Source organism: Kushneria sp. AK178 (assembly GCF_053903105.1).
The window spans coordinates 1,067,079-1,086,986 of sequence record NZ_CP096381.1; the positions used below are offsets into that span (position 1 = coordinate 1,067,079).

General features: G+C 62.6%; 14 protein-coding genes. 11 read left to right on the top strand and 3 right to left on the bottom strand.

Annotation, left to right across the window (positions count from 1 at the left end):
- Complete coding sequence (locus M1D97_RS04785; protein ID WP_456269604.1) at positions 1-2,112, bottom strand: methyl-accepting chemotaxis protein; 2,112 nt, start codon at positions 2,110-2,112, stop codon at positions 1-3.
- Positions 2,113-2,456: 344 nt separating this feature from the next.
- Between M1D97_RS04785 and doeA the strand changes: the two genes are divergently transcribed.
- The 6 genes from doeA (at position 2,457) to eno (ending at position 9,409) form a co-directional block, all read left to right on the top strand.
- Entirely contained in the window at positions 2,457-3,644 is a 1,188-nt protein-coding gene (doeA, locus tag M1D97_RS04790) for an ectoine hydrolase DoeA (RefSeq protein ID WP_456269605.1), read from the top strand.
- Positions 3,645-3,719: 75 nt separating this feature from the next.
- On the top strand, positions 3,720-4,727 hold the full coding sequence (doeB, locus tag M1D97_RS04795; RefSeq protein ID WP_456269606.1) for a N(2)-acetyl-L-2,4-diaminobutanoate deacetylase DoeB: 1,008 nt from the start codon (positions 3,720-3,722) through the stop codon (positions 4,725-4,727).
- 85 nt (positions 4,728-4,812) lie between these two features.
- Positions 4,813-5,295, top strand: a complete 483-nt coding sequence (locus M1D97_RS04800; protein WP_456269607.1) for an Lrp/AsnC family transcriptional regulator — start codon at positions 4,813-4,815, stop codon at positions 5,293-5,295.
- Positions 5,296-5,379: 84 nt separating this feature from the next.
- A complete protein-coding gene (locus M1D97_RS04805; protein WP_456269608.1) occupies positions 5,380-7,062 on the top strand; it encodes a CTP synthase in 1,683 nt (560 codons plus the stop codon).
- The gene (gene kdsA / locus M1D97_RS04810; protein ID WP_456269609.1) at positions 7,049-7,912 is read left to right on the top strand and encodes a 3-deoxy-8-phosphooctulonate synthase; all 864 of its coding nucleotides are present in this window, start codon (positions 7,049-7,051) and stop codon (positions 7,910-7,912) included. The genes M1D97_RS04805 and kdsA overlap by 14 nt, the downstream gene beginning before the upstream one ends.
- Before the next feature lie 201 nt (positions 7,913-8,113).
- Positions 8,114-9,409: a phosphopyruvate hydratase gene (gene eno, locus M1D97_RS04815; protein ID WP_456269610.1), complete on the top strand. Its 1,296-nt coding sequence runs from the start codon at positions 8,114-8,116 to the stop codon at positions 9,407-9,409.
- 793 nt (positions 9,410-10,202) lie between these two features.
- Here the strand turns inward: eno and fdxA are convergent.
- Positions 10,203-10,526, bottom strand: coding sequence for a ferredoxin FdxA (gene fdxA / locus M1D97_RS04820; RefSeq protein ID WP_456269611.1), 324 nt, complete (start codon positions 10,524-10,526; stop codon positions 10,203-10,205).
- A 168-nt stretch (positions 10,527-10,694) separates the two neighbouring features.
- A complete protein-coding gene (gene mutS, locus M1D97_RS04825) occupies positions 10,695-13,247 on the bottom strand; it encodes a DNA mismatch repair protein MutS (protein ID WP_456270175.1) in 2,553 nt (850 codons plus the stop codon).
- Between the two features lie 242 nt (positions 13,248-13,489).
- Between mutS and M1D97_RS04830 the strand changes: the two genes are divergently transcribed.
- The 5 genes from M1D97_RS04830 to M1D97_RS04850 all read left to right on the top strand — a co-directional run bounded on the left by M1D97_RS04830 (position 13,490) and on the right by M1D97_RS04850 (position 19,904).
- Positions 13,490-13,993 carry a CinA family protein gene (locus M1D97_RS04830; protein ID WP_456269612.1) on the top strand — a complete coding sequence of 168 codons (504 nt, stop codon included), beginning with the start codon at positions 13,490-13,492 and terminating at the stop codon, positions 13,991-13,993.
- Between the two features lie 144 nt (positions 13,994-14,137).
- Positions 14,138-15,211 carry a recombinase RecA gene (recA, locus tag M1D97_RS04835; RefSeq protein ID WP_456269613.1) on the top strand — a complete coding sequence of 358 codons (1,074 nt, stop codon included), beginning with the start codon at positions 14,138-14,140 and terminating at the stop codon, positions 15,209-15,211.
- A gap of 89 nt (positions 15,212-15,300) precedes the next feature.
- A complete protein-coding gene (locus M1D97_RS04840) occupies positions 15,301-15,747 on the top strand; it encodes a regulatory protein RecX (protein WP_456269614.1) in 447 nt (148 codons plus the stop codon).
- 272 nt (positions 15,748-16,019) lie between these two features.
- Complete coding sequence (alaS, locus tag M1D97_RS04845; protein ID WP_456269615.1) at positions 16,020-18,626, top strand: alanine--tRNA ligase; 2,607 nt, start codon at positions 16,020-16,022, stop codon at positions 18,624-18,626.
- Positions 18,627-18,656: 30 nt separating this feature from the next.
- Complete coding sequence (locus tag M1D97_RS04850) at positions 18,657-19,904, top strand: aspartate kinase (protein ID WP_456269616.1); 1,248 nt, start codon at positions 18,657-18,659, stop codon at positions 19,902-19,904.
- Positions 19,905-19,908 lie beyond the last annotated feature (4 nt).

Sequence of the window (19,908 nt, forward strand, 5' to 3'; positions counted from 1 at the left end):
TCAGGCGCTCTTGTGGGAGGAGGCGGTGGCAAGCCCTTCCGGCTGGTGGGTGCCGGTGGCGGCATTCAGGGCCAGAATCGACTGCTCGACGTGCTCGGCCGTCTCCAGCTGCGCGCGCGTGGCATGGGTGATTTCATCCACCGATGAGCTGGTCTTTTCGATGCCTTCCACGATCTTGTCAAAGGAGCTTCTGGCATCACGCGAGACCACGTTGCCTTCTTCAATGCGCCGATTGGATTCGCCCAACAGGCGATTGATCTGTCGTGTGGCATCGGAGGATTTCTCGGCCAGTTTTCGGACCTCGTCGGCGACCACCGAAAAGCCCAGGCCGTGCTCGCCGGCGCGGGCGGCTTCGATGGCGGCATTGAAGGCCAGCAGATTGGTCTGATTGGCGATCTCGCCGATGACCTTGACGATGGCATCGACATCCTCGGAGGCCTTGCGGATGGCCTCCATCACCTCGGTCGAGCGCGTCACCATGTCGCTGCCGCGCTGCGCTTCCTCCTGGGTGAAGTGGGCGAGCTGCTGGGTGAGCTGGGCATTTTCGGCGATGGCGTTGATTGAAGTATTCAGGCCGGTGATGCTCGAGCCCATCGATGACGCCTGGTCCCGGATGCTCTCCTCGAGCTTGACCTGGTCGGTGATGTCGGTGGCGAACTTGATGATCTTGTGAGGGTTGCCCTTCGCATCGAAGATCGGGTTGTAGGTGCCCTGAATCCAGACGCGGCGCCCGAACTTGCCCAGTCGGCCGAAACGGCCGCTGAAGAATTCGCCGTTGCTGAGCTTTTGCCAGAAGTCACGATATTCGGTGCTCATGACGTAGTTGCTGTCGCAGAACACGCGGTGATGCTGGCCCTGGATTTCATCCAGGGTGTAGCCCATGGTGTGCAAAAAATTGCGATTGGCGGTGAGGATATTGCCCTTGAGGTCGAATTCGATCACGGCCTGGGCCCGGTCGATGGCCTTGAGCCGACCCTCGAGCTCCACGCCCTCGTGCTTTCTGGCCGTAACGTCGGTGGCCAACTTGACCACCTTGAAGGGGGTGCCGTTCATGTCGAAGATGGGGTTATAGGTCGCCTGCAGCCACAGCTCCCGGCCATCGCGCGTTCGTCGACTGAATTCGCCGCTCATGAACTTGCCACGCCCCAGCTCTTCCCAGAAACGGCGGTACTCGTCGCTCTGGGCGTACTCCGGGTCACAGAACATGCGGTGATGCTCACCAATGATGTCGCTGGCCCGGTAGCCCACTGCTGCCAGAAAGTTGTCGTTGGCCGACAGAATGTGGCCCTGCAGATCGAATTCGATGACGGCCTGGGCGCGGCCAATGGCGTTGACCTTGCCTTCAAATTCCGCGTTGGCCAGCTTGCGCTGCGTAATGTCGGTGGCGAACTTGACGATGCGATAGGGGCGTCCGGCGGCATCCATGATCGGGTTGTAGGTGGCATGCAGCCAGATTTCGCTGCCGTCCTTGCGAAAGCGCCGGTATTCGCCCTGAGCAAACTCGCCACGCGCCAGGTTTTTCCAGAACTCCCGGTATTCAACCGAGCGGGTATGGGCTTCGTCACAGAACATGCGGTGATGCTCCCCGATGATTTCGCTGGCGCGATAGCCCACGGTGACCAGGAAGTTGTCGTTGGCCGACAGGATATTGCCCTGCAGGTCGAACTCGATCACGGCCTGGGCGCGATTGATGGCATCCACCTTGCCCTCGAACTCGGCATCACGCTGCTTCTGGGCGGTAATGTCGGAGGCGAACTTGATTACCCGCACCGGGTTGCCGCTGTCATCGAAGATGGGGTTGTAGGTGGCCTGCAGCCAGATCTCCCGACCGCCGTTGCCGATGCGACGATACTCGCCGGTGTCGAACTCACCGCGTCCGAGCTTTTGCCAGAAGGCGCGGTATTCGGGAGAGGCAATTTCTTCCGGATCGCAGAAGATACGATGATGCTTGCCCCGGATCTCCTCGAGCTCATAGCCCACCGTGGTCAGAAAGTTCTCGTTGGCATCGACAATGATGCCTTCGGTGGTGAACTCGATGACGGCCTGGGCGCGGTCGATGGCGGCGCGAAAATAGTCTTCCTGGCTGGCGGTGCTGATAGTGGTATCGCTCATGCTGAATATCCCGTGGGCTGACAGATACAGGAGCACCATCGGCAAGAGGCAGGATCATGGTGCTTTATTGGTGGTTTGTATCGACCTCGAGAAAGTCTTGCTTTAATTAGATTTGTTAATGCGAGTATCACTATGGTGCATGCTGTTGTCGCTTGATGCGGCCTCTGCGTGCCGATGGCAGGCGATGCGGAAAGCTTTTGACGCGGATGCTCGGGCAGGGGCAGACTTGGCTGAAGGCGGGGTCGGTGGCATGGCAACCGCCGCTTTTGTGCACCATGCTTATTGTCGGAAAGCCGTCGAATACAATAAATGCCCGATCCCTGGACCGGTAAAAGCGAGCGCCCATGACCGATATTGCACTTCCCTTTACACGCGAGGAGTACGCTCAGCGGCTGGCACGGGTGAGAGCGGCGATGGCGCGGGCCGAGCTGGACCTTCTGATCGTCTATGACCCGTCCAACATGGCGTGGCTGACCGGCTACGACGGCTGGTCGTTCTACGTTCATCAGTGCGTTTTGATCAGCCTTGACGAGGCGCCGGTCTGGTACGGCCGCCGTCAGGACAGCAACGGGGCGATACGTACCTGCTATATGGACCCCGATACCCATGTGACCTGGTATCCGGACTACTACGTCCAGAATCCCGAGATGCACCCGATGGAGTATCTGTCCCAGTCGATCCTGCCCCAGTGGCAGTGGCATCGAGGGCGCATCGGCGTCGAGATGGACAACTACTATTTCTCGGCCAAGGCCTATACCAGCCTGCTGGCGAATCTGCCCGAGGCCACGCTGGTGGACGCCAACGGCCTGGTCAACTGGTGCCGGGCGATCAAATCCCCCACCGAGATCGAATACATGCGCGTGGCCGGGCGCATCGTGGATGAAATGCACGCGCGCATTCTCGACATGGTCGAGCCCGGTCTGCCCAAGAGCCGGCTGGTGGCCGAAATCTATCGCGCCGGCGTTGAAGGGGTCGAGGGCCACGGCGGCGACTATCCGGCCATCGTACCCCTGCTGCCCACCGGCAAGGACGCCGCCGCGCCCCATCTGACCTGGGACGATGCGCCGTTCAGGGAAGGTGAGGGCACCTTTTTCGAGATTGCCGGCGTCTACAAGCGCTACCATGCGCCGCTGTCGCGCACGGTCTTTCTGGGCCGGCCGACCCGTGACTTTCTGCGCGGCGAGTCGGCGCTGCTGGAGGGGATCGAAAACGGCCTCGAGGTCGCAAAACCCGGCAACCGCTGCTGCGATCTGGCCATGGCGCTGGGCGCGGCGATGGACAAATGGGGCTTTGACCGCGGCGGCGCCCGCTGTGGCTATCCCATTGGACTCAGCTATCCGCCCGACTGGGGCGAGCGCACCATGAGCCTGCGCCCGAGCGACAACACCATCCTCGAGCCCGGCATGACCTTTCACTTCATGCCGGGCATGTGGATGGATGACTGGGGCCTCGAAATTACCGAGTCGATTCTGATTACCGAGACCGGGGTGGAGACCTTCAGCAACTTCCCCCGTCAGCTCTTCGTCAGATAGCGCACCCGCAACCGGTGCGCCGCGATGCTTGCAGGCGCACCGGCAACACTCACTCTCAGGGGAGCAGCACTGCCCATGCGTCCAAGTCCGATTTCCGCCACCGTTGATTTTGACGCCGACGGCGTCCAGCACGGCTTTTTGAAGCTGCCGGTCTCCCATGACGAGTCTGCCTGGGGCGCGGTCATGATCCCGATCACCGTGGTCAAGAATGGCGAAGGCCCCACGGTGCTTTTGACCGGCGGCAATCACGGCGACGAGTACGAGGGCATCACGGCGCTTTTGAAGCTGGCCCGGCGCCTGACGGCCGAAGAGGTTCAGGGGCGCGTCATTATCGTGCCGATGATGAATCAGCCGGCGGCGCAGGCCGGGCGTCGCACCTCGCCGATGGATCGCGGCAATCTCAATCGCAGCTTTCCGGGCGACCCCGACGGCGGGCCGACAAGGCAGATTGCCGACTACTTCACCCGCTACCTGGTGCCGATGTGCGACTACGCGCTGGATCTGCACTCGGGCGGGCGCACGCTGGATATCCTGCCGTTCGCTGCCGCCCATCGGTTGGAGGATCTGGCGCTCGAGCGCCAGAGCCTCCAGGGGGCAATCGACTTTGGCGCTTCGACGGCCATCATGATGTATGAGCTGGATGCCGCGGCGCTCTACGACACGGTGGTGGAAAACCAGGGCCGGGTGCTGGTGACCACCGAGCTGGGCGGCGGCGGTACTTCCACGCCGGCGAGTATCGAAATCAGCGAGCGGGGCGTGCGCAACTTTTTGATCTTCGCCGGCATTACCGAAGGCGAGATTCAGCGCCCGCCACGCCAGCAGTATGTCGAAATGCCGGATGCCTCCTGCTACGTCCAGAGCGAACATGCCGGGCTTCTGGAGATGACCTGCGCCCTGGGCGGAATGGTCCGGACAGGCGAGGTGGTGGCTCGTGTCTGGGACATGACGCGCACCGGGGCAGAACCGGTCGAGTATCGCGCCGGGCGTGACGGGCTGGTGCTGGCACGCCGCTTTCCGGCCCGCGTCGAGATGGGCGATACCCTGGTGGTCATCGGCGAAGTGGTCGACACGCTCGAGCGATGAGCGGCGAAGCGCGGGTCCGCAGCGTGGCCGCCATGGCACGCTGTTACCGGTACAGGGGAGATGCCTGTCTGATCTGGCGAGGCCGATGAAACTGGATCAATACGATTTTCGCATTCTCGAGATTCTGGCGCGTGACGGGCGCATCACCAAGTCGCGTCTGGCCGAGACGATCAACCTGTCGGTCAGCCCCTGCTGGGAGCGCGTCAGACGTCTCGAGCGCGCCGGCATCATCGAAGGCTACAGCGCCCGCATCAGCGATCGGGTACAGGTGGCGCTGACGTCCGTGTGGGTGCAGATCGAGCTGGACAATCACAGCATGAGCGTCTCCGAGCGGTTCGAGCGCACCATGCGCGAGACGGCGCAGGTCAGTGAGTGCGTGGCCGTGGGGGGCGGGGTGGATTATCTGGTGCTGATCGAGGCCGAAAGCATCGATCAGTATCAGCGCCTGATCGATCGCTGGCTGATGGAAGATCTCGCCATTCGCCGCTACTTCACCTATATCGTGACCAAATCCATCAAAAGGCCGTCATCCCCGCTGATCCGGCTTCGGGCCGACAATGCAAATTGAGCGCGCCGACGCTTTCGCGTAAACTGATCTCCCATCCTGGCCCGCCCTTCTGGCCGGCCTTCGCCCAGCATTAACAGGTTCCCCATGACGACGCGATATATTTTCGTGACCGGTGGCGTTGTGTCTTCTCTTGGTAAAGGCATCGCTGCAGCTTCTCTGGCCGCTATTCTGGAAGCCCGTGGCCTGAAGGTCACGATTCTCAAGCTCGACCCCTATATCAACGTCGATCCGGGCACCATGAGCCCCTTCCAGCATGGCGAAGTCTTTGTCACCGAAGACGGCGCCGAGACCGATCTGGACCTGGGGCACTACGAGCGCTTTATCCGTTCGCGCATGACCCAGGCCAACAACTTCACTACCGGCCGGGTCTATGAACACGTGCTCAAAAAGGAGCGCCGCGGCGATTACCTGGGCGGCACCGTGCAGGTCATTCCCCACATTACCGACGAGATCAAGCGTCGCGTGAAGGCCGGTGCCGAAGGCTATGACGTGGCGCTGGTCGAGATCGGCGGCACCGTGGGCGATATCGAGTCGCTGCCGTTTCTGGAAGCCATCCGTCAGCTGCGCAGCGAAGTCGGCTCCAGCCGCGCGCTGTACATGCACCTGACGCTGGTGCCCTATATCAAGACGGCCGGCGAGACCAAGACCAAGCCGACCCAGCACAGCGTCAAGGAGCTGCGCTCGATCGGCATCCAGCCCGATATTCTGCTGTGTCGCAGCGAGGTCGAGCTCGAAGCCAGCGAGTGTCGCAAGATCGCGCTCTTTACCAACGTCGACGAGCGCGCCGTCATTCCAATGCAGGATGCCGATACCATCTATCGCATCCCGCTGATGCTGCATGACCACGAGCTTGACGATATCGTCTGCGACAAGCTGCGCCTCGAGGCCGCGCCGGCCGATCTGGGCGAGTGGGTCCGGGTGCTCGACGCCAAGCTCAATCCGCTCAAGACCATCAACATCGCCATGGTCGGCAAGTACATGGAGCTGCTGGACGCCTACAAGTCGCTCAACGAATCGCTGATGCACGCCGGCATTCAGACCCGCGTGAAGGTCAATATCGACTATGTCGACTCCGAGACCATCGAGCGCGAGGGCGTCGAGCGGCTCGAGGGCAAGGATGCGATCCTGGTACCCGGCGGCTTCGGCTCGCGCGGTGTGGAAGGCAAGATCGCCACCGCCCGCTATGCCCGTGAACACGGCATTCCCTATCTGGGCATCTGTCTGGGCATGCAGGTGGCGGTTATCGAGTTTGCCCGCCACAAGGCCGGCTGGCGCGATGCCAACTCCACCGAGTTTACCCATGACACCCGTCACCCCGTGGTGGGTCTGATCACCGAATGGATTACCCCGGAAGGGCGGATCGAAACGCGGGACGAGACCTCCGATCTGGGCGGTACCATGCGCCTGGGCGGCCAGAGCTGCGTTCTGACCGAGGGCTCGAAGGCCCGCGAGATCTATGGCAGCGAGACCATCATCGAGCGCCATCGCCACCGCTACGAGATCAACGATCAGTTCGTGGCCGATCTGGAAGCCGCCGGCATGGTCTTCTCCGGGCGCAGCGTGGATCAGTCGCTGGTCGAGATGGTCGAACTGCCGGACCATCCCTGGTATGTTGCCTGTCAGTTCCATCCGGAATTTACCTCGACCCCGCGCGATGGGCACCCGCTCTTCACCGGCTTTGTCAACGCCGCGCTGACGCATCGCGCCGCGCGCACCCACAAGGCCGGCACGCGTGATCAGCAGGAGCGTGACGATGACAGGCACTGACACCACGGCGCAGACCACCGTCGCCATTGGCGATATCACCACCGGCAATCAGCAGCCGCTGACGCTTTTTGGCGGCATGAACGTGCTGGAATCGCGGGACATGGCCATCGAGGTGGCCGATGCCTGGGTCGAGGCGACGAAGGCGCTGGGGATTCCCTATGTCTTCAAGGCCAGCTTTGACAAGGCCAATCGCAGCTCGATCCACTCTTATCGCGGACCGGGCCTTGATGACGGGCTGAAGATTCTTGATGAGGTCAAAAGCCGCTTCAACGTGCCGGTGCTGACCGACGTGCACGAGCCGCATCAGGCACGTGCCGTGGCCGATGTCTGCGATGTTATCCAGCTGCCGGCCTTTCTGGCCCGCCAGACCGATCTGGTCGTGGCGATGGCGAACACCGGGGCGGTGGTCAATATCAAGAAACCACAGTTTGTTGCGCCGCATGAAATGCGCCATATCATTACCAAGTTCGAGGAGGCCGGTAACAACCGGCTGATCCTGTGCGAGCGCGGCTCGAGCTTTGGCTACAACAACCTGGTGGTGGACATGCTCGGCTTCGGCGAGATGAAGCGAACCGGCTATCCGGTCTTTTTCGACGTCACCCATTCGCTGCAGCAGCCGGGCGGCCGGGCCGACAGTGCCGGCGGCCGGCGCCAGCAGGTCGTCGAGCTGGCCCGGGCGGGTATCGCCACCGGCATTGCGGGGCTTTTCGTCGAGGCGCACCCCGACCCGGACAACGCCCGCTGCGACGGCCCCTGCGCACTGCCGCTGGATCGGCTGGCGCCCTTTCTGGAGCAGATTCGCATGCTCGATGGGGTGGTCAAGCATTTCGACCCCATCGACATCCGCTAGTCCTGAAACGCCGGTCATGATGACCGGCGTTTTTATTGGTAAGTTACCCGGTAGCGACCGGCGCTGTTGATGCCGGTCCGGTGGTGTTGTGATAACGCTGGCATGGCAGGCAGGCAAGTGGCTTTCTATGCTGTCATGACGCGTTCATTCGAGTCCGGTCCGAAAGCCCGGGCCGGCAGTTAACCAGTGAGGATGCTTTAGATGGCCGAGATTGTTGATATACATGGACTCGAGGTGCTCGATTCGCGTGGTAATCCCACCGTCATGGCCACGGTCACCCTGACCGGCGGCATCAGCGAGCAGGCCTATGCGCCCTCCGGTGCCTCGACCGGCTCGCGCGAGGCGCTGGAGCTGCGCGATGGCGACAAGTCGCGCTATCTGGGCAAGGGCGTCACCAAAGCCGTCAACGCCGTCAATACGGTGATTCGGGATCGTCTCAAGGGCATGGATGCCAGCGATCAGCGGGCGCTGGATCAGGCCATGCTGGAACTGGATGGCACGGACAACAAGGGCAATCTGGGCGCCAACGCCATTCTTGCCGTCTCGCTGGCGGCCGCGCGTGCCGCCGCGACCGAGAAGGGCATGCCGCTGTACGCGCACATTGCCGAGCTCTACGGCACGCCGGGCCAGTACAGCATGCCGCTGCCGATGATGAACATCATGAATGGTGGTGAGCACGCCGACAACAATGTCGATATTCAGGAGTTCATGATTCAGCCGGTCGGCGCGAAGAGCTTCGCCGAAGGGCTGCGTATGGGCGCCGAAATCTTCCATGCGCTCAAGAAGGTACTTTCCGGTCGCGGCCAGTCCACGGCCGTGGGTGACGAGGGCGGTTTCGCGCCGGATCTGGAGTCCAACGCCGACGCGCTGGGCGCGATCAAGCAGGCGGTCAGCGATGCCGGCTATCAGCTCGGCACCGATGTCACCCTGGCGCTCGACTGCGCCGCGTCCGAATTCTACAAGGACGGTCAGTACGCGCTCTCCGGTGAAAACAAGACCTTCACCAGCGAGAGCTTTGCCGACTATCTGGCCGACCTGGTCGATCAGTACCCGATCGTCTCCATCGAGGACGGTCTGGACGAAGCCGACTGGGACGGCTGGAAGGCGCTCACCGACAAGCTGGGCGATCGCGTCCAGCTGGTGGGTGATGATCTGTTCGTGACCAACACGCGGATCTTTCGCGAGGGGATCGACAAGGGCATCGGTAACTCGATTCTGATCAAGTTCAACCAGATCGGCTCGCTGACCGAGACGCTGGATGCCATCAAAATGGCCCGCGATGCCGGCTATACCGCCGTGATCTCGCATCGCAGCGGCGAAACCGAGGACACCACCATCGCGGATCTGGCGGTCGGCACCTGTGCCGGGCAGATCAAGACCGGCTCGCTGTCGCGCAGTGATCGCGTGGCCAAGTACAACCGGTTGCTGGTCATCGAGGATCAGCTGGCCGGCAAGGCGCCCTACCGAGGGCTGGCCGAGGTGAAGGGTCAGTCCTGATCCGGTTGATCTGAATCATTAAATTTAATCCGACTGCGCCATGCAGTCGGATTTTTTATGTCCGCGCTCTATATTCGACGAATCCTGGACGATTGGCTTGACCATGGAGGGGGGCAGAACCCACCATGAGTTTATTCGAAGCGGCCCGCATGCGGGTACAGAGCTTCACTCCTTTCTTAAATTTTTGATCTGATTGGCTTTTTTGGAAAAATTAAGCGTTCTGATCGTTACAAGTCTTTGATTAATTCTTTTTTTAAAATCTTTTTATCGATCAGTAGCACTGATCGAGCCTTCATCTGACGGCGTCAAATGGATGGCACCGTTCAGGACATCAACGACACTACAGGATTCTGGCGCGCTGGGTATCGGATGGATTCGATCTCTCCGCATGGACGACGCCAATGGATAGCGGGCCAACGGACAGGCTCAAGGATGCAGGAGGCAAGGGCGGCCCTGCGGGGCCGCCTTTTTCAACAAGGCTTGATCGCCTGGCAGTGCTGATCGGGTTTTCATCCGACGGTGGCAAAGGGATGGCACCGTTTGGAACATCAACGACAACATGAGGTTCTGGCGCGCTGGGTATCGGATGGATTCGATTTCTCTGCATGGATGACGCCAATGGACGGCGAGCCAATGGACAGGCTCAAGGACGCAGGATGCAAGGGCGGCCCCTCGGGGCCGCCTTTTTTTGTGCGCCACTGTCAAGGCGGGTTACCGGCAGTGGTAGCCGACACGATCGGATAACATCAGGCCGGGGAGGGGCGTGTCGGGACGGCATCGGTCCCGACAGTGATTACTGCGCCAGCTTGTCGATCTTGCCGGGCACACCGTTCCACTCATCGGCATCGGCGGGTGGGTCGGTCCGCTCGTTGATGTTGGGCCACTTCTCGGCCAGGTCGGCGTTGATCTCGATGAACTTCTCCTGACCCTCCGGCAGCTCGTCCTCCGAATAGATGGCCTCGGCCGGACACTCCGGCTCGCAAAGGGCGCAGTCGATGCATTCATCCGGATGAATGACCAGAAAGTTGGGGCCTTCATAGAAGCAGTCGACCGGGCAGACTTCTACACAGTCCGTGTATTTGCATTGAATGCAGTTCTCGGTGACGACAAAGGTCATGTCACGAACTCCGGGGTAGCAGGCGGTCACGGCCCGTACGGGGACAGACCGTGTTGAAAAGGGGTGTGGGGCGGCCCACGAAAAGGGGCCTTATTCTAGAAGGCGCGCCCGTCCGGCGACAAGCCGCATGTGCTGAAAGCGTCCTGCCGGCCCGGGCGGTCATGGGCATCAGTCCAGTCGGTCACGCCATTGATACAGCCACTCCTGGGCCTGACGCGGTGACAGGGCATCCAGATCCAGCTGCGACAGCGCCTCGACCATCGGATGCGGGGTGGCAGCAAACAGATCGTCCTGCTGCGGCGGCGCTGTCTCCGGGGCTGATGGCGGCGAGGCAGGGGCCGGGCGTTCGATGTCCTGCGCTTCCAGCGTCATGAGCTTTTCCCGGGCGCGGGCAATGACCGAGCGGGGCACACCGGCCAGCTGGGCCACCTGAAGCCCGTAGCTCTGGCTGGCGGGGCCCGGTTCGACCCGGTGCATGAACACGATGCCGTCGTTGTGCTCGGTGGCATTGAGATGCACGTTGGCGACCCCCTCGGCGTGCTCGGGCAGGGCGGTCATTTCGAAATAGTGGGTGGCAAACAGCGTAAAGGCGCGCGTGCCGGTCAGGTGTTCGGCGGCCGCCCAGGCCAGCGACAGCCCGTCAAAGGTGCTGGTGCCGCGGCCGATCTCGTCCATCAGCACCAGGCTGTGATCGGTGGCGTTATGCAGAATGCTGGCGGTTTCGGTCATTTCGACCATGAAGGTCGAGCGCCCGCCGGCCAGGTCATCCGAGGAGCCGATGCGAGTGAAGATGCGATCAATCGGGCCGATATCGGCGCTGGTGGCGGGCACGAAACAGCCGGTGTGCGCCAGCAGGGCGATCAGGGCATTCTGACGCATGAAGGTGGATTTACCGCCCATGTTGGGTCCGGTAATCACCAGCATGCGGGTGTCGTCATCAAAGTGCAGGTCGTTGGGCACGAAAGGGTGGCTCGAGACGTGCTCGACCACCGGATGGCGGCCGTCGCGGATGGTCATGCCCGGCGTGTCATGCAGTACCGGACAGACCAGTGACAGGGCATGGGCCCGTTCGGCAAAAGTGTGCAACACATCCAGGGTGGCCAGCGCCTGCGCCATCCGTGTCAGGGCCGTCAGCTCGGCGTTGAGCGCCTCGAGCAGGCCGTCATACAACAGCTTTTCACGCGCCAGCGCCCGGGTGCGGGCCGACAGCGCCTTGTCCTCGAAGGTCTTGAGTTCGGGGATGATAAAGCGCTCGGCGTTTTTGAGGGTCTGGCGGCGGATGTAGTCCGCCGGCGCTTCGCGCGCCTGCGCCCGGGGAATCTCGATGTAATAGCCGTGCACCCGGTTGTAGCCCACCTTGAGCCCGGCAAGGCCGGTGCGCTCGCGCTCGCGTGCCTCCAGCTGGACCAGATAGTCGCCGGCGTTTTCGTGCAGTGACCGGTACTCGTCGAGCTCCTCGTCAAAGCCTTCGCGGATGACGCCGCCATCGCGAATCACCACCGGCGGGCTGTCGATCAGGGCGCGACTCAGCGTATCGGCCAGCGTCGGCCAGGGCACGATGTCCCGGGCCAGGTCATCCAGAACGCTGCCTGCGGGGATCGTCTGCAGCCGCTCGGCCAGCGCCGGCAGGGCATTGAGGGCGTCGCGCAGCCGGGCCAGATCCCGCGGGCGGGCGCTGAGCAGGGCCACGCGGGCCAGGATGCGCTCGATGTCGCCGATGCCGCGCAGGATGTCGTTGAAGGCTTCGATGTGGTCCTCGTCGCCCAGCCGCTTCACGCCCTGTTGTCGGGCATTGATCTGATCCCGGTCGCGCAGCGGACGGTTGAGCCAGCGGCGCAGCAGGCGGGCGCCCATGGGGGTGGCCGTGGTGTCGAGCACCGAGGCGAGTGTATTGTCCTGCCCGCCGGCCATGTTGCGGTCGATCTCCAGATTGCGCCGGCTGGCGGCATCGATGACCACCGAGTCGTCGCGGTTTTCCACGCCGATGGCGGTGATATGCGGCAGCGCCGTGCGCTGGGTGTCGCGGACGTAGTCGATCAGCACGCCCGCGGCCGTCAGCGCGCGGGTCATGTGGTCGCAGCCAAAGCCCGACAGGTTCTGGACCTGCAGCTGGTCGCAGAGCAGGCGTCGTGACGTTTCCAGGTCGAAGTGCCAGTCGCTCTGGCGCTGCAGACCGGGTCGCTCTTCAAGGCGTGCGGGCAGGGGCAGGCTCTCCATGACCAGCAGTTCGGCCGGGTCGAGCCGGTGCAGCTCGGCCAGCATGTCCCCTTCGCCCTCGACTTCCAGCACGCTGAAGCGGCCGCTGGAGAGTTCCAGCCAGGCCAGTCCCCAGTGATCGTTATCGCCGTGCAGGGCCGCGACCAGATTGTCGCGGCGCTCATCGAGCAGGGCCTCGTCGTGAAGCGTGCCGGGGGTGACGATGCGTACCACGCGACGCTCTACCGGTCCCTTGGCCGTGGCCGGGTCACCGATCTGTTCGCAGATGGCCACCGACTCGCCCATGCGGACCAGCCGGGCCAGATAGCTTTCGGCGCTGTGATAGGGTACCCCCGCCATGGGGATGGGGGCGCCGTTGGAGGTGCCGCGGGCGGTCAGCGTGATGTCGAGAAGTGAAGCGGCGCGTTTGGCATCCTCATGGAAGAGCTCGTAGAAATCTCCCATGCGATAAAAGAGCAGCACGCTGGGGTGCTCGCGCTTGATGCGAAAATACTGCGCCATCATGGGCGTTGGTTGGGACTCGGTCTTGCCTGCCACGTGAAATTGACCCTGTCCGATGACATATGAGGTGAAAGGCTCCCGAGATTATCATGATCCGCTATCGCGGCTGTATTGCTATAGTGCAGACAGTGCAGGTTTCTCGCCTGCGGCAGGGGGAGCATGGTTATCGGGGTGGTGTCCCCATTGCCGGCAGCGATCGAGTACCATGTGATTTTGTCAATTAAAGGTCATCGGCGGGAGTTGTCATGGCAACAGCATCGGGCATACAGGCGCTGGCCAGCCGGCTGTGTCTGCTCTGTGAGCAGCAGCGTGTGGTGCTGACCACCGCCGAATCCTGCACCGGCGGTGGTGTGGCACGGGCCATTACCGACGTTGCCGGCAGCTCGGCGTGCTTCGAGACCGGCTATGTCACCTATGCCAACAGTGCCAAGCAGCGCCTGCTGGGCGTGTCATCGGTGTCACTGGCGCTTTTCGGCGCGGTCAGCGAGACCGTGGTGCATGAAATGGTACGCGGCGCCTGTCGCGACAGCGGGGCGGACCTGGGCGTGGCGATCAGCGGCGTGGCCGGTCCGGGCGGCGGGTCACCGGACAAGCCGGTGGGCACGGTGTGGCTGGCCTGGGGCAATGCGACCCAGAGTCAGGCCCAGTGTTATCAGCTCAGCGGCGAGCGCCTCGACGTGCGTCGTGAGGCGGTAGCGCTGGCACTCAAGGGGTTGATCGAGCGACTCGAGGAAAATCCCTTTGACTGAGGCGCGGCGGCGCTGTCTCCATGGGCATGAGGTGAAATAAGTCACCGAGGGGATATGACAGACCGTCCTTTTGGTTTAAAATACTGGATAAGAATACAGTTTATTGACGTGTCAGCGTCAGGCTGACCCGACAGGAGGGCCAACATGGCACAAGATGACAACCGCTCCAAGGCGCTTAACGCAGCCCTTTCCCAGATCGAGCGTCAGTTCGGCAAGGGGGCGGTCATGCGGATGGGCGATGCGCCCCGCGTGGCCATTCCCGCCGTTTCGACCGGCTCGCTCGGGCTGGACATTGCCCTTGGCGTGGGCGGTCTGCCCTTCGGGCGTATCGTTGAAATTTTCGGCCCGGAGGCTTCGGGCAAGACCACCATTACCCTGTCGGTCATCGCTCAGGCGCAGAAGCAGGGCAAGACCTGTGCCTTCATCGATGCCGAGCACGCCCTCGATCCCAGCTACGCCGAGAAGCTGGGCGTCAATCTTGACGACATGCTGGTCTCCCAGCCCGATACCGGTGAGCAGGCGCTCGAGATCTGCGACATGCTGGTACGTTCCGGCGGCGTGGACGTCATCGTGGTCGACTCGGTGGCCGCGCTGACACCGCGTGCCGAAATCGAAGGCGAAATGGGCGACTCCCACGTCGGCCTTCAGGCGCGTCTGATGTCGCAGGCGCTGCGCAAGGTGACCGGACACATCAAGAATGCCAACTGCATGGTGATGTTCGTCAATCAGATCCGCATGAAGATCGGTGTCATGTTCGGCAACCCCGAAACCACCACCGGCGGCAATGCGCTCAAGTTCTACTCCAGCGTGCGTCTGGACATCCGTCGTACCGGCTCGGTCAAGCAGGGCGATGAGGCCGTGGGTAATGAAACCCGCGTCAAGGTTGTCAAGAACAAGGTGGCGCCGCCGTTTCGTCAGGCCGAGTTCCAGATCATGTACGGCAAGGGCATTTACCACGCCGGTGAAGTGGTCGATCTGGGTGTGCAGTGCAACCTGGTCAGCAAGGCCGGCGCCTGGTACAGCTACAAGGGCAACAAGATCGGGCAGGGCAAGGCCAACGCCGCCCAGTATCTCGAGGACAATCCCGAGGTCATGCAGGAGATCGAGGACGCCATTCGCGGTCAGCTTTTGACCACGCCGCAGGCGAAGGAAGAGGACAAGGCGGCTGACGCCGAGGCCGAAGCACCGGCAGACGCCAACGACGACGAACTGCTGTAACCATCGTTTTGCCATCGCGGTATCGAAGGGGCACGCTCAACAGAGCGTGCCCCTTTTGCTTTAATGGATGACATCACGGAGAGAGAGCGATGTCGCAAAGAACGCCTTATGAAGAGGCTATTGCGCTGCTGGCCCGGCGCGAATATACCCGCAGCGAGCTCGAGGAGCGGCTGCTGCGTCACGAGCATGCGCCCGAGGAGGTCAATGCGCTGCTGGACCGTCTTGCCGCGGAAAACCTGCAGTCCGATGCCCGCTTTGTCGAGCATTTCGTGCGCTCGCGCATTGCGCGGCTGCAGGGCCCGCGCAAGATCAGTGCCGAGCTGGCGGGTCGCGGCATCGAGCGCGAGATGATTGCGCAGGCGCTGGAGGAGAGCGATGCCGACTGGACGGCGCTGGCCGCCGAGGCGCTGGCAAGGCGCTTCGAGGGCCCGGGTGATGACATGAAGGCCCGGGCCAAACGCCAGCGCTTTCTGGCATCACGCGGATTCGACGGCCAGCAGTGCAGCAGCGCCATGCGACAGGCCTGGCCGTCATAGGCCCCCGCGCTGGCACGCGGCAGCCGCCATGAGACACAATGGTGCGTGTCAGGAGTGTCGCGCCGGGAGGCGACATGCTGATACATTAAGCCGCCAAAATTCGTCTCATTGTGCGCATGAGCCCGATGGCGTGCGTACAGGAGGCCGGAATCTCATGAGGGTCGCCCCTCGAGGCGCCTGTTGACGACCGGTAGCGCCGCCCAGAAGCGTCGCCCGGTGCATCGCCTGTTGCCTCATTTTAAAAGACCTGACCCATCGTTTACGGGAAGCCCATGAAAAGCGCCGACATACGACAAGCATTTCTGAAATTTTTTGAACAGCACGGCCATACCCGGGTGCCTTCCAGTTCGCTGGTGCCCGACAACGACCCCACGCTGCTTTTCACCAATGCCGGTATGGTGCCTTTCAAGGATGTCTTTCTGGGGCGTGACCCCAGGCCCTATGTGCGGGCCACCTCGGCGCAGCGCTGCGTGAGGGCCGGTGGCAAGCATAATGATCTGGACAACGTCGGCTATACCGCACGCCATCACACCCTGTTCGAGATGCTGGGCAATTTCAGCTTTGGTGACTATTTCAAGCGTGAGGCCATCCACTACGCCTGGCAGTTTCTGACCGACCAGTTGGGCCTGCCCGCGGAAAAGCTCTGGGTCACGGTGCATGTCAGTGACGATGAAGCCGCCGACATCTGGCTCAACGACGTGGGCGTCAGTGCTGAGCGCTTCTCGCGGCTGGATGAAGACAACTTCTGGCAGATGGGCGAGACCGGCCCCTGCGGGCCGTGTTCGGAAATATTTTATGACCACGGCCCCGACGTTGCCGGTGGCCCGCCGGGTAGCCCGGACGAGGACGGTGACCGCTACATCGAGGTCTGGAATCTGGTCTTCATGCAGTATGACCGCGACGCCCAGGGCAACATGACGCCGCTGCCGAGCCCCTCCATCGACACCGGCATGGGCCTTGAGCGTATTGCCGCCGTCATGCAGGGCGTGCACTCCAACTACGAGATCGACCTGTTCGAGCGTCTGCTGGCCTCCGCCGCCGAAATTACCGGTCAAAACGACATTCATCAGCCTTCGCTGCGCGTCATTGCCGACCACATCCGCTCCTGCGCCTTTTTGATCGTGGATGGCGTCATGCCCGCCAACGAGGGGCGCGGCTATGTGCTGCGTCGCATCATTCGACGCGCCGTCCGCCACGGTCACAAGCTCGGCGTGCGCGAGCCCTTTTTCCATCGTCTGGTGGCAGCGCTGGATGAGGAGATGGGCGGCGCCTATCCCGAGCTGCACGCGCGCCGTGAACAGATCGAAAGGATGCTGCTGAAAGAGGAGGAGCAGTTTGCCCGCACGCTGGATCACGGCATGCGCCTGCTGGATGACGCGCTGGCCGGTCTCGAGTCGAACGAGCTGGATGGCGAGACCATCTTCAAGCTCTATGACACCTACGGTTTCCCCTATGACCTGACCGCCGATATTGCCCGCGAACGCAACATCGCGCTGGACGAAGCCGGCTTTCAGCGCGAGCTCGAGGCGCAGCGCGAGCGTGCCCGCGCCGCCAGCCAGTTCGGGGCGCGCCTCGAGGTGGATATCGATCTGGAAGGCGCCACCGAGTTTGTCGGGCGCGAGCGCCTGACCGCGACCGGGCAGATACTGACGCTGCTCAACGATCAGGGGGCGCCCGTGGACCGGCTCGAAGCCGGGCAGAGCGGCGCCATCGTGCTCAATGAGACGCCCTTTTACGCCGAGTCCGGCGGTCAGATCGGCGATCGCGGCACCCTGACGCTGCCGGGCGTGGTGTTCAACGTGCGCGATACCCAGAAGCGGGGCCAGCACTTCGTGCATCTGGGCGAGGTGAGCGAAGGCGTCCTGCCGGCGCAGGCCACGGTCGAGGCCAGCGTCGAGACGCCGACCCGCCATGCCATCATGCGCAACCACTCGGCCACCCACCTGCTGCACGAGGCCCTGCGGCGCGTGCTCGGTACCCACGTGCAGCAGAAGGGCTCGCAGGTCGGCGATGAGCGGCTACGCTTTGACTTCAGCCACAACGACGCCGTGACGCCTGAAGAGCTCGAGCGGGTCGAGGCGATGGTCAACGAGCAGGTCATGGCCAATACCCCGGTCACCACGCAGCTGATGACGCTGGATGAAGCGCGCAAGCTGGGGGCCCAGGCACTGTTTGAAGCCAAATACGGTGAAAGCGTTCGCGTGCTCACCATGGGCAGCGACGACTTTTCCATCGAGCTGTGTGGCGGTACCCACGTCCTGCGCACCGGCGATATCGGCCCGGTGAAACTGGTCAGCGAATCGGGCGTTGCCGCCGGCGTGCGCCGTATCGAGGCGATCTCGGGCGGTGCGACGCTGCGCTGGTTCCGCGATCAGCAGTCGATGGTGGCGCGCCTGGCCGATCAGGTGCGCGCGCGACCCGACCAGCTTGAGGCGCGCGTGGGTACCCTGCTGGAGCGCAGCCGCGAGCTCGAACGCGAGCTGGAGCGCAACCGGGCGAAGCTGGCCAGCCAGGCCGGCAACGATCTGCTGGACGCCGCCGAGGACATTGGTGGCGTGCGTGTTCTGACCCGTCAGCTCGAAGGTGTAGGCGCGAAGGAGCTGCGTGGCGTCATGGATCAGATGAAAAACCGTCTGGAGTCCGGCGTGATCGTTCTGGCGGTGGCCGGTGATGACAAGGTCAACCTGATTGCCGGCGTTACGAAGGATCTGGTGGATCGTCTCAGTGCCGGCAGCCTTGTCAGCGCCATTGCGCCCATGGTCGGCGGGCGTGGCGGCGGTCGTGCCGACATGGCCCAGGCCGGCGGCAGCGATGTCAGCGGCGTGGACAACGCCCTGCAGGCGGCGCGCCAGTGGGTCGCCGAAACACTTGAAAACTGATTGTCCAATTAACCAACAACAGGGACACCCATGGCGCTTTACGTACAAAAATTCGGCGGTACCTCGGTCGGTAGCGTCGAGCGAATCAAGGCGGTAGCCGAAAAGGTCAAGGGCGTTCGTGACCAGGGTCATCAGGTTGTGGTGGTGGTCTCGGCCATGAGCGGTGAAACCAATCGCCTGATCGAACTGGCCGCCCAGATCAATGAAGAGCCCACGCCGCGTGAAATGGACATGCTGGTGTCGACCGGCGAGCAGGTCACCATTTCACTGCTGGCGATGGCCCTGCATCAGCTGGGCGTCAGGGCCACCTCCTACACCGGGGCCCAGATCGGCATTCGTACCGACAGCGCCCATACCCGCGCCCGTATCCAGCGCATCGAGACCGACGACCTGCGCGCCGATCTCGACGAGGGCCAGGTCGTGGTCGTGGCCGGGTTTCAGGGCGTGGACAGTGAGGGCAACATCACGACCCTGGGCCGCGGCGGCTCCGACACCACCGGCGTGGCGCTGGCGGCAGCCCTCCAGGCTGACGAGTGTCAGATCTATACCGATGTCGATGGCGTCTATACCACCGATCCGCGCGTGTGTGCCAAGGCACGTCGACTGGAAAGCATTACGGTCGAGGAGATGCTGGAGATGGCCAGCCTGGGCTCCAGAGTGCTTCAGATTCGCGCCGTGGAGTTTGCCGGCAAGTACAACGTCCCGCTGCGCGTACTCTCCTCCTTCGAGGACGGTCCGGGCACCCTGATTACTGCAGACGAAGAGATTGCCAACATGGAAGAGCCACTGATCTCGGGTATCGCCTTCAACAACAACGAAGCCAAGCTGACCCTGGTCAATACACCGGATGTGCCGGGGGTTGCCTCGCGCATTCTGGGACCGATTTCGGACGCCAATATCGAAGTCGACATGATCGTCCAGAACGTCGCGCCTACCGGCGGCTACACTGACTTCACCTTTACGGTGGCGAAAAACGATTTTCGCCAGACCCAGCGCATCCTGCAGGAGCAGGTCATCCCGTCACTGGGCGGCGGTGAGGTGCGCGGTGATGACAGGATCGCCAAGGTGTCGCTGGTGGGTGTGGGCATGCGCTCCCACGCCGGCGTGGCGACCCGGATGTTCCGCGTGCTGGCCGATGAGGGCATCAATATCCGCATGGTATCGACTTCAGAAATCAAGATATCGGTCGTTATCGATGAAAAGTTCCTTGAGCTGGCCGTGCGTGCGCTGCATACCGCCTTTGGCCTTGATAAGGCGGATGTGAGCGAGGAGGATTAAAAAA

Excerpts from the sequence above, each read along its gene's own strand:
- doeA (WP_456269605.1), top strand. The coding sequence starts at position 2,457 with ATGACCGATATTGCACTTCCCTTTACACGCGAGGAGTACGCTCAGCGG.
- doeB (WP_456269606.1), top strand. The coding sequence starts at position 3,720 with ATGCGTCCAAGTCCGATTTCCGCCACCGTTGATTTTGACGCCGACGGC.
- recA (WP_456269613.1), top strand. The coding sequence starts at position 14,138 with ATGGCACAAGATGACAACCGCTCCAAGGCGCTTAACGCAGCCCTTTCC.
- M1D97_RS04805 (WP_456269608.1), top strand. The coding sequence starts at position 5,380 with ATGACGACGCGATATATTTTCGTGACCGGTGGCGTTGTGTCTTCTCTT.
- M1D97_RS04785 (WP_456269604.1), bottom strand. The coding sequence starts at position 2,112 with ATGAGCGATACCACTATCAGCACCGCCAGCCAGGAAGACTATTTTCGC.
- mutS (WP_456270175.1), bottom strand. The coding sequence starts at position 13,247 with ATGATGGCGCAGTATTTTCGCATCAAGCGCGAGCACCCCAGCGTGCTG.
- eno (WP_456269610.1), top strand. The coding sequence starts at position 8,114 with ATGGCCGAGATTGTTGATATACATGGACTCGAGGTGCTCGATTCGCGT.
- M1D97_RS04840 (WP_456269614.1), top strand. The coding sequence starts at position 15,301 with ATGTCGCAAAGAACGCCTTATGAAGAGGCTATTGCGCTGCTGGCCCGG.
- M1D97_RS04800 (WP_456269607.1), top strand. The coding sequence starts at position 4,813 with ATGAAACTGGATCAATACGATTTTCGCATTCTCGAGATTCTGGCGCGT.
- M1D97_RS04850 (WP_456269616.1), top strand. The coding sequence starts at position 18,657 with ATGGCGCTTTACGTACAAAAATTCGGCGGTACCTCGGTCGGTAGCGTC.
- kdsA (WP_456269609.1), top strand. The coding sequence starts at position 7,049 with ATGACAGGCACTGACACCACGGCGCAGACCACCGTCGCCATTGGCGAT.
- fdxA (WP_456269611.1), bottom strand. The coding sequence starts at position 10,526 with ATGACCTTTGTCGTCACCGAGAACTGCATTCAATGCAAATACACGGAC.
- M1D97_RS04830 (WP_456269612.1), top strand. The coding sequence starts at position 13,490 with ATGGCAACAGCATCGGGCATACAGGCGCTGGCCAGCCGGCTGTGTCTG.
- alaS (WP_456269615.1), top strand. The coding sequence starts at position 16,020 with ATGAAAAGCGCCGACATACGACAAGCATTTCTGAAATTTTTTGAACAG.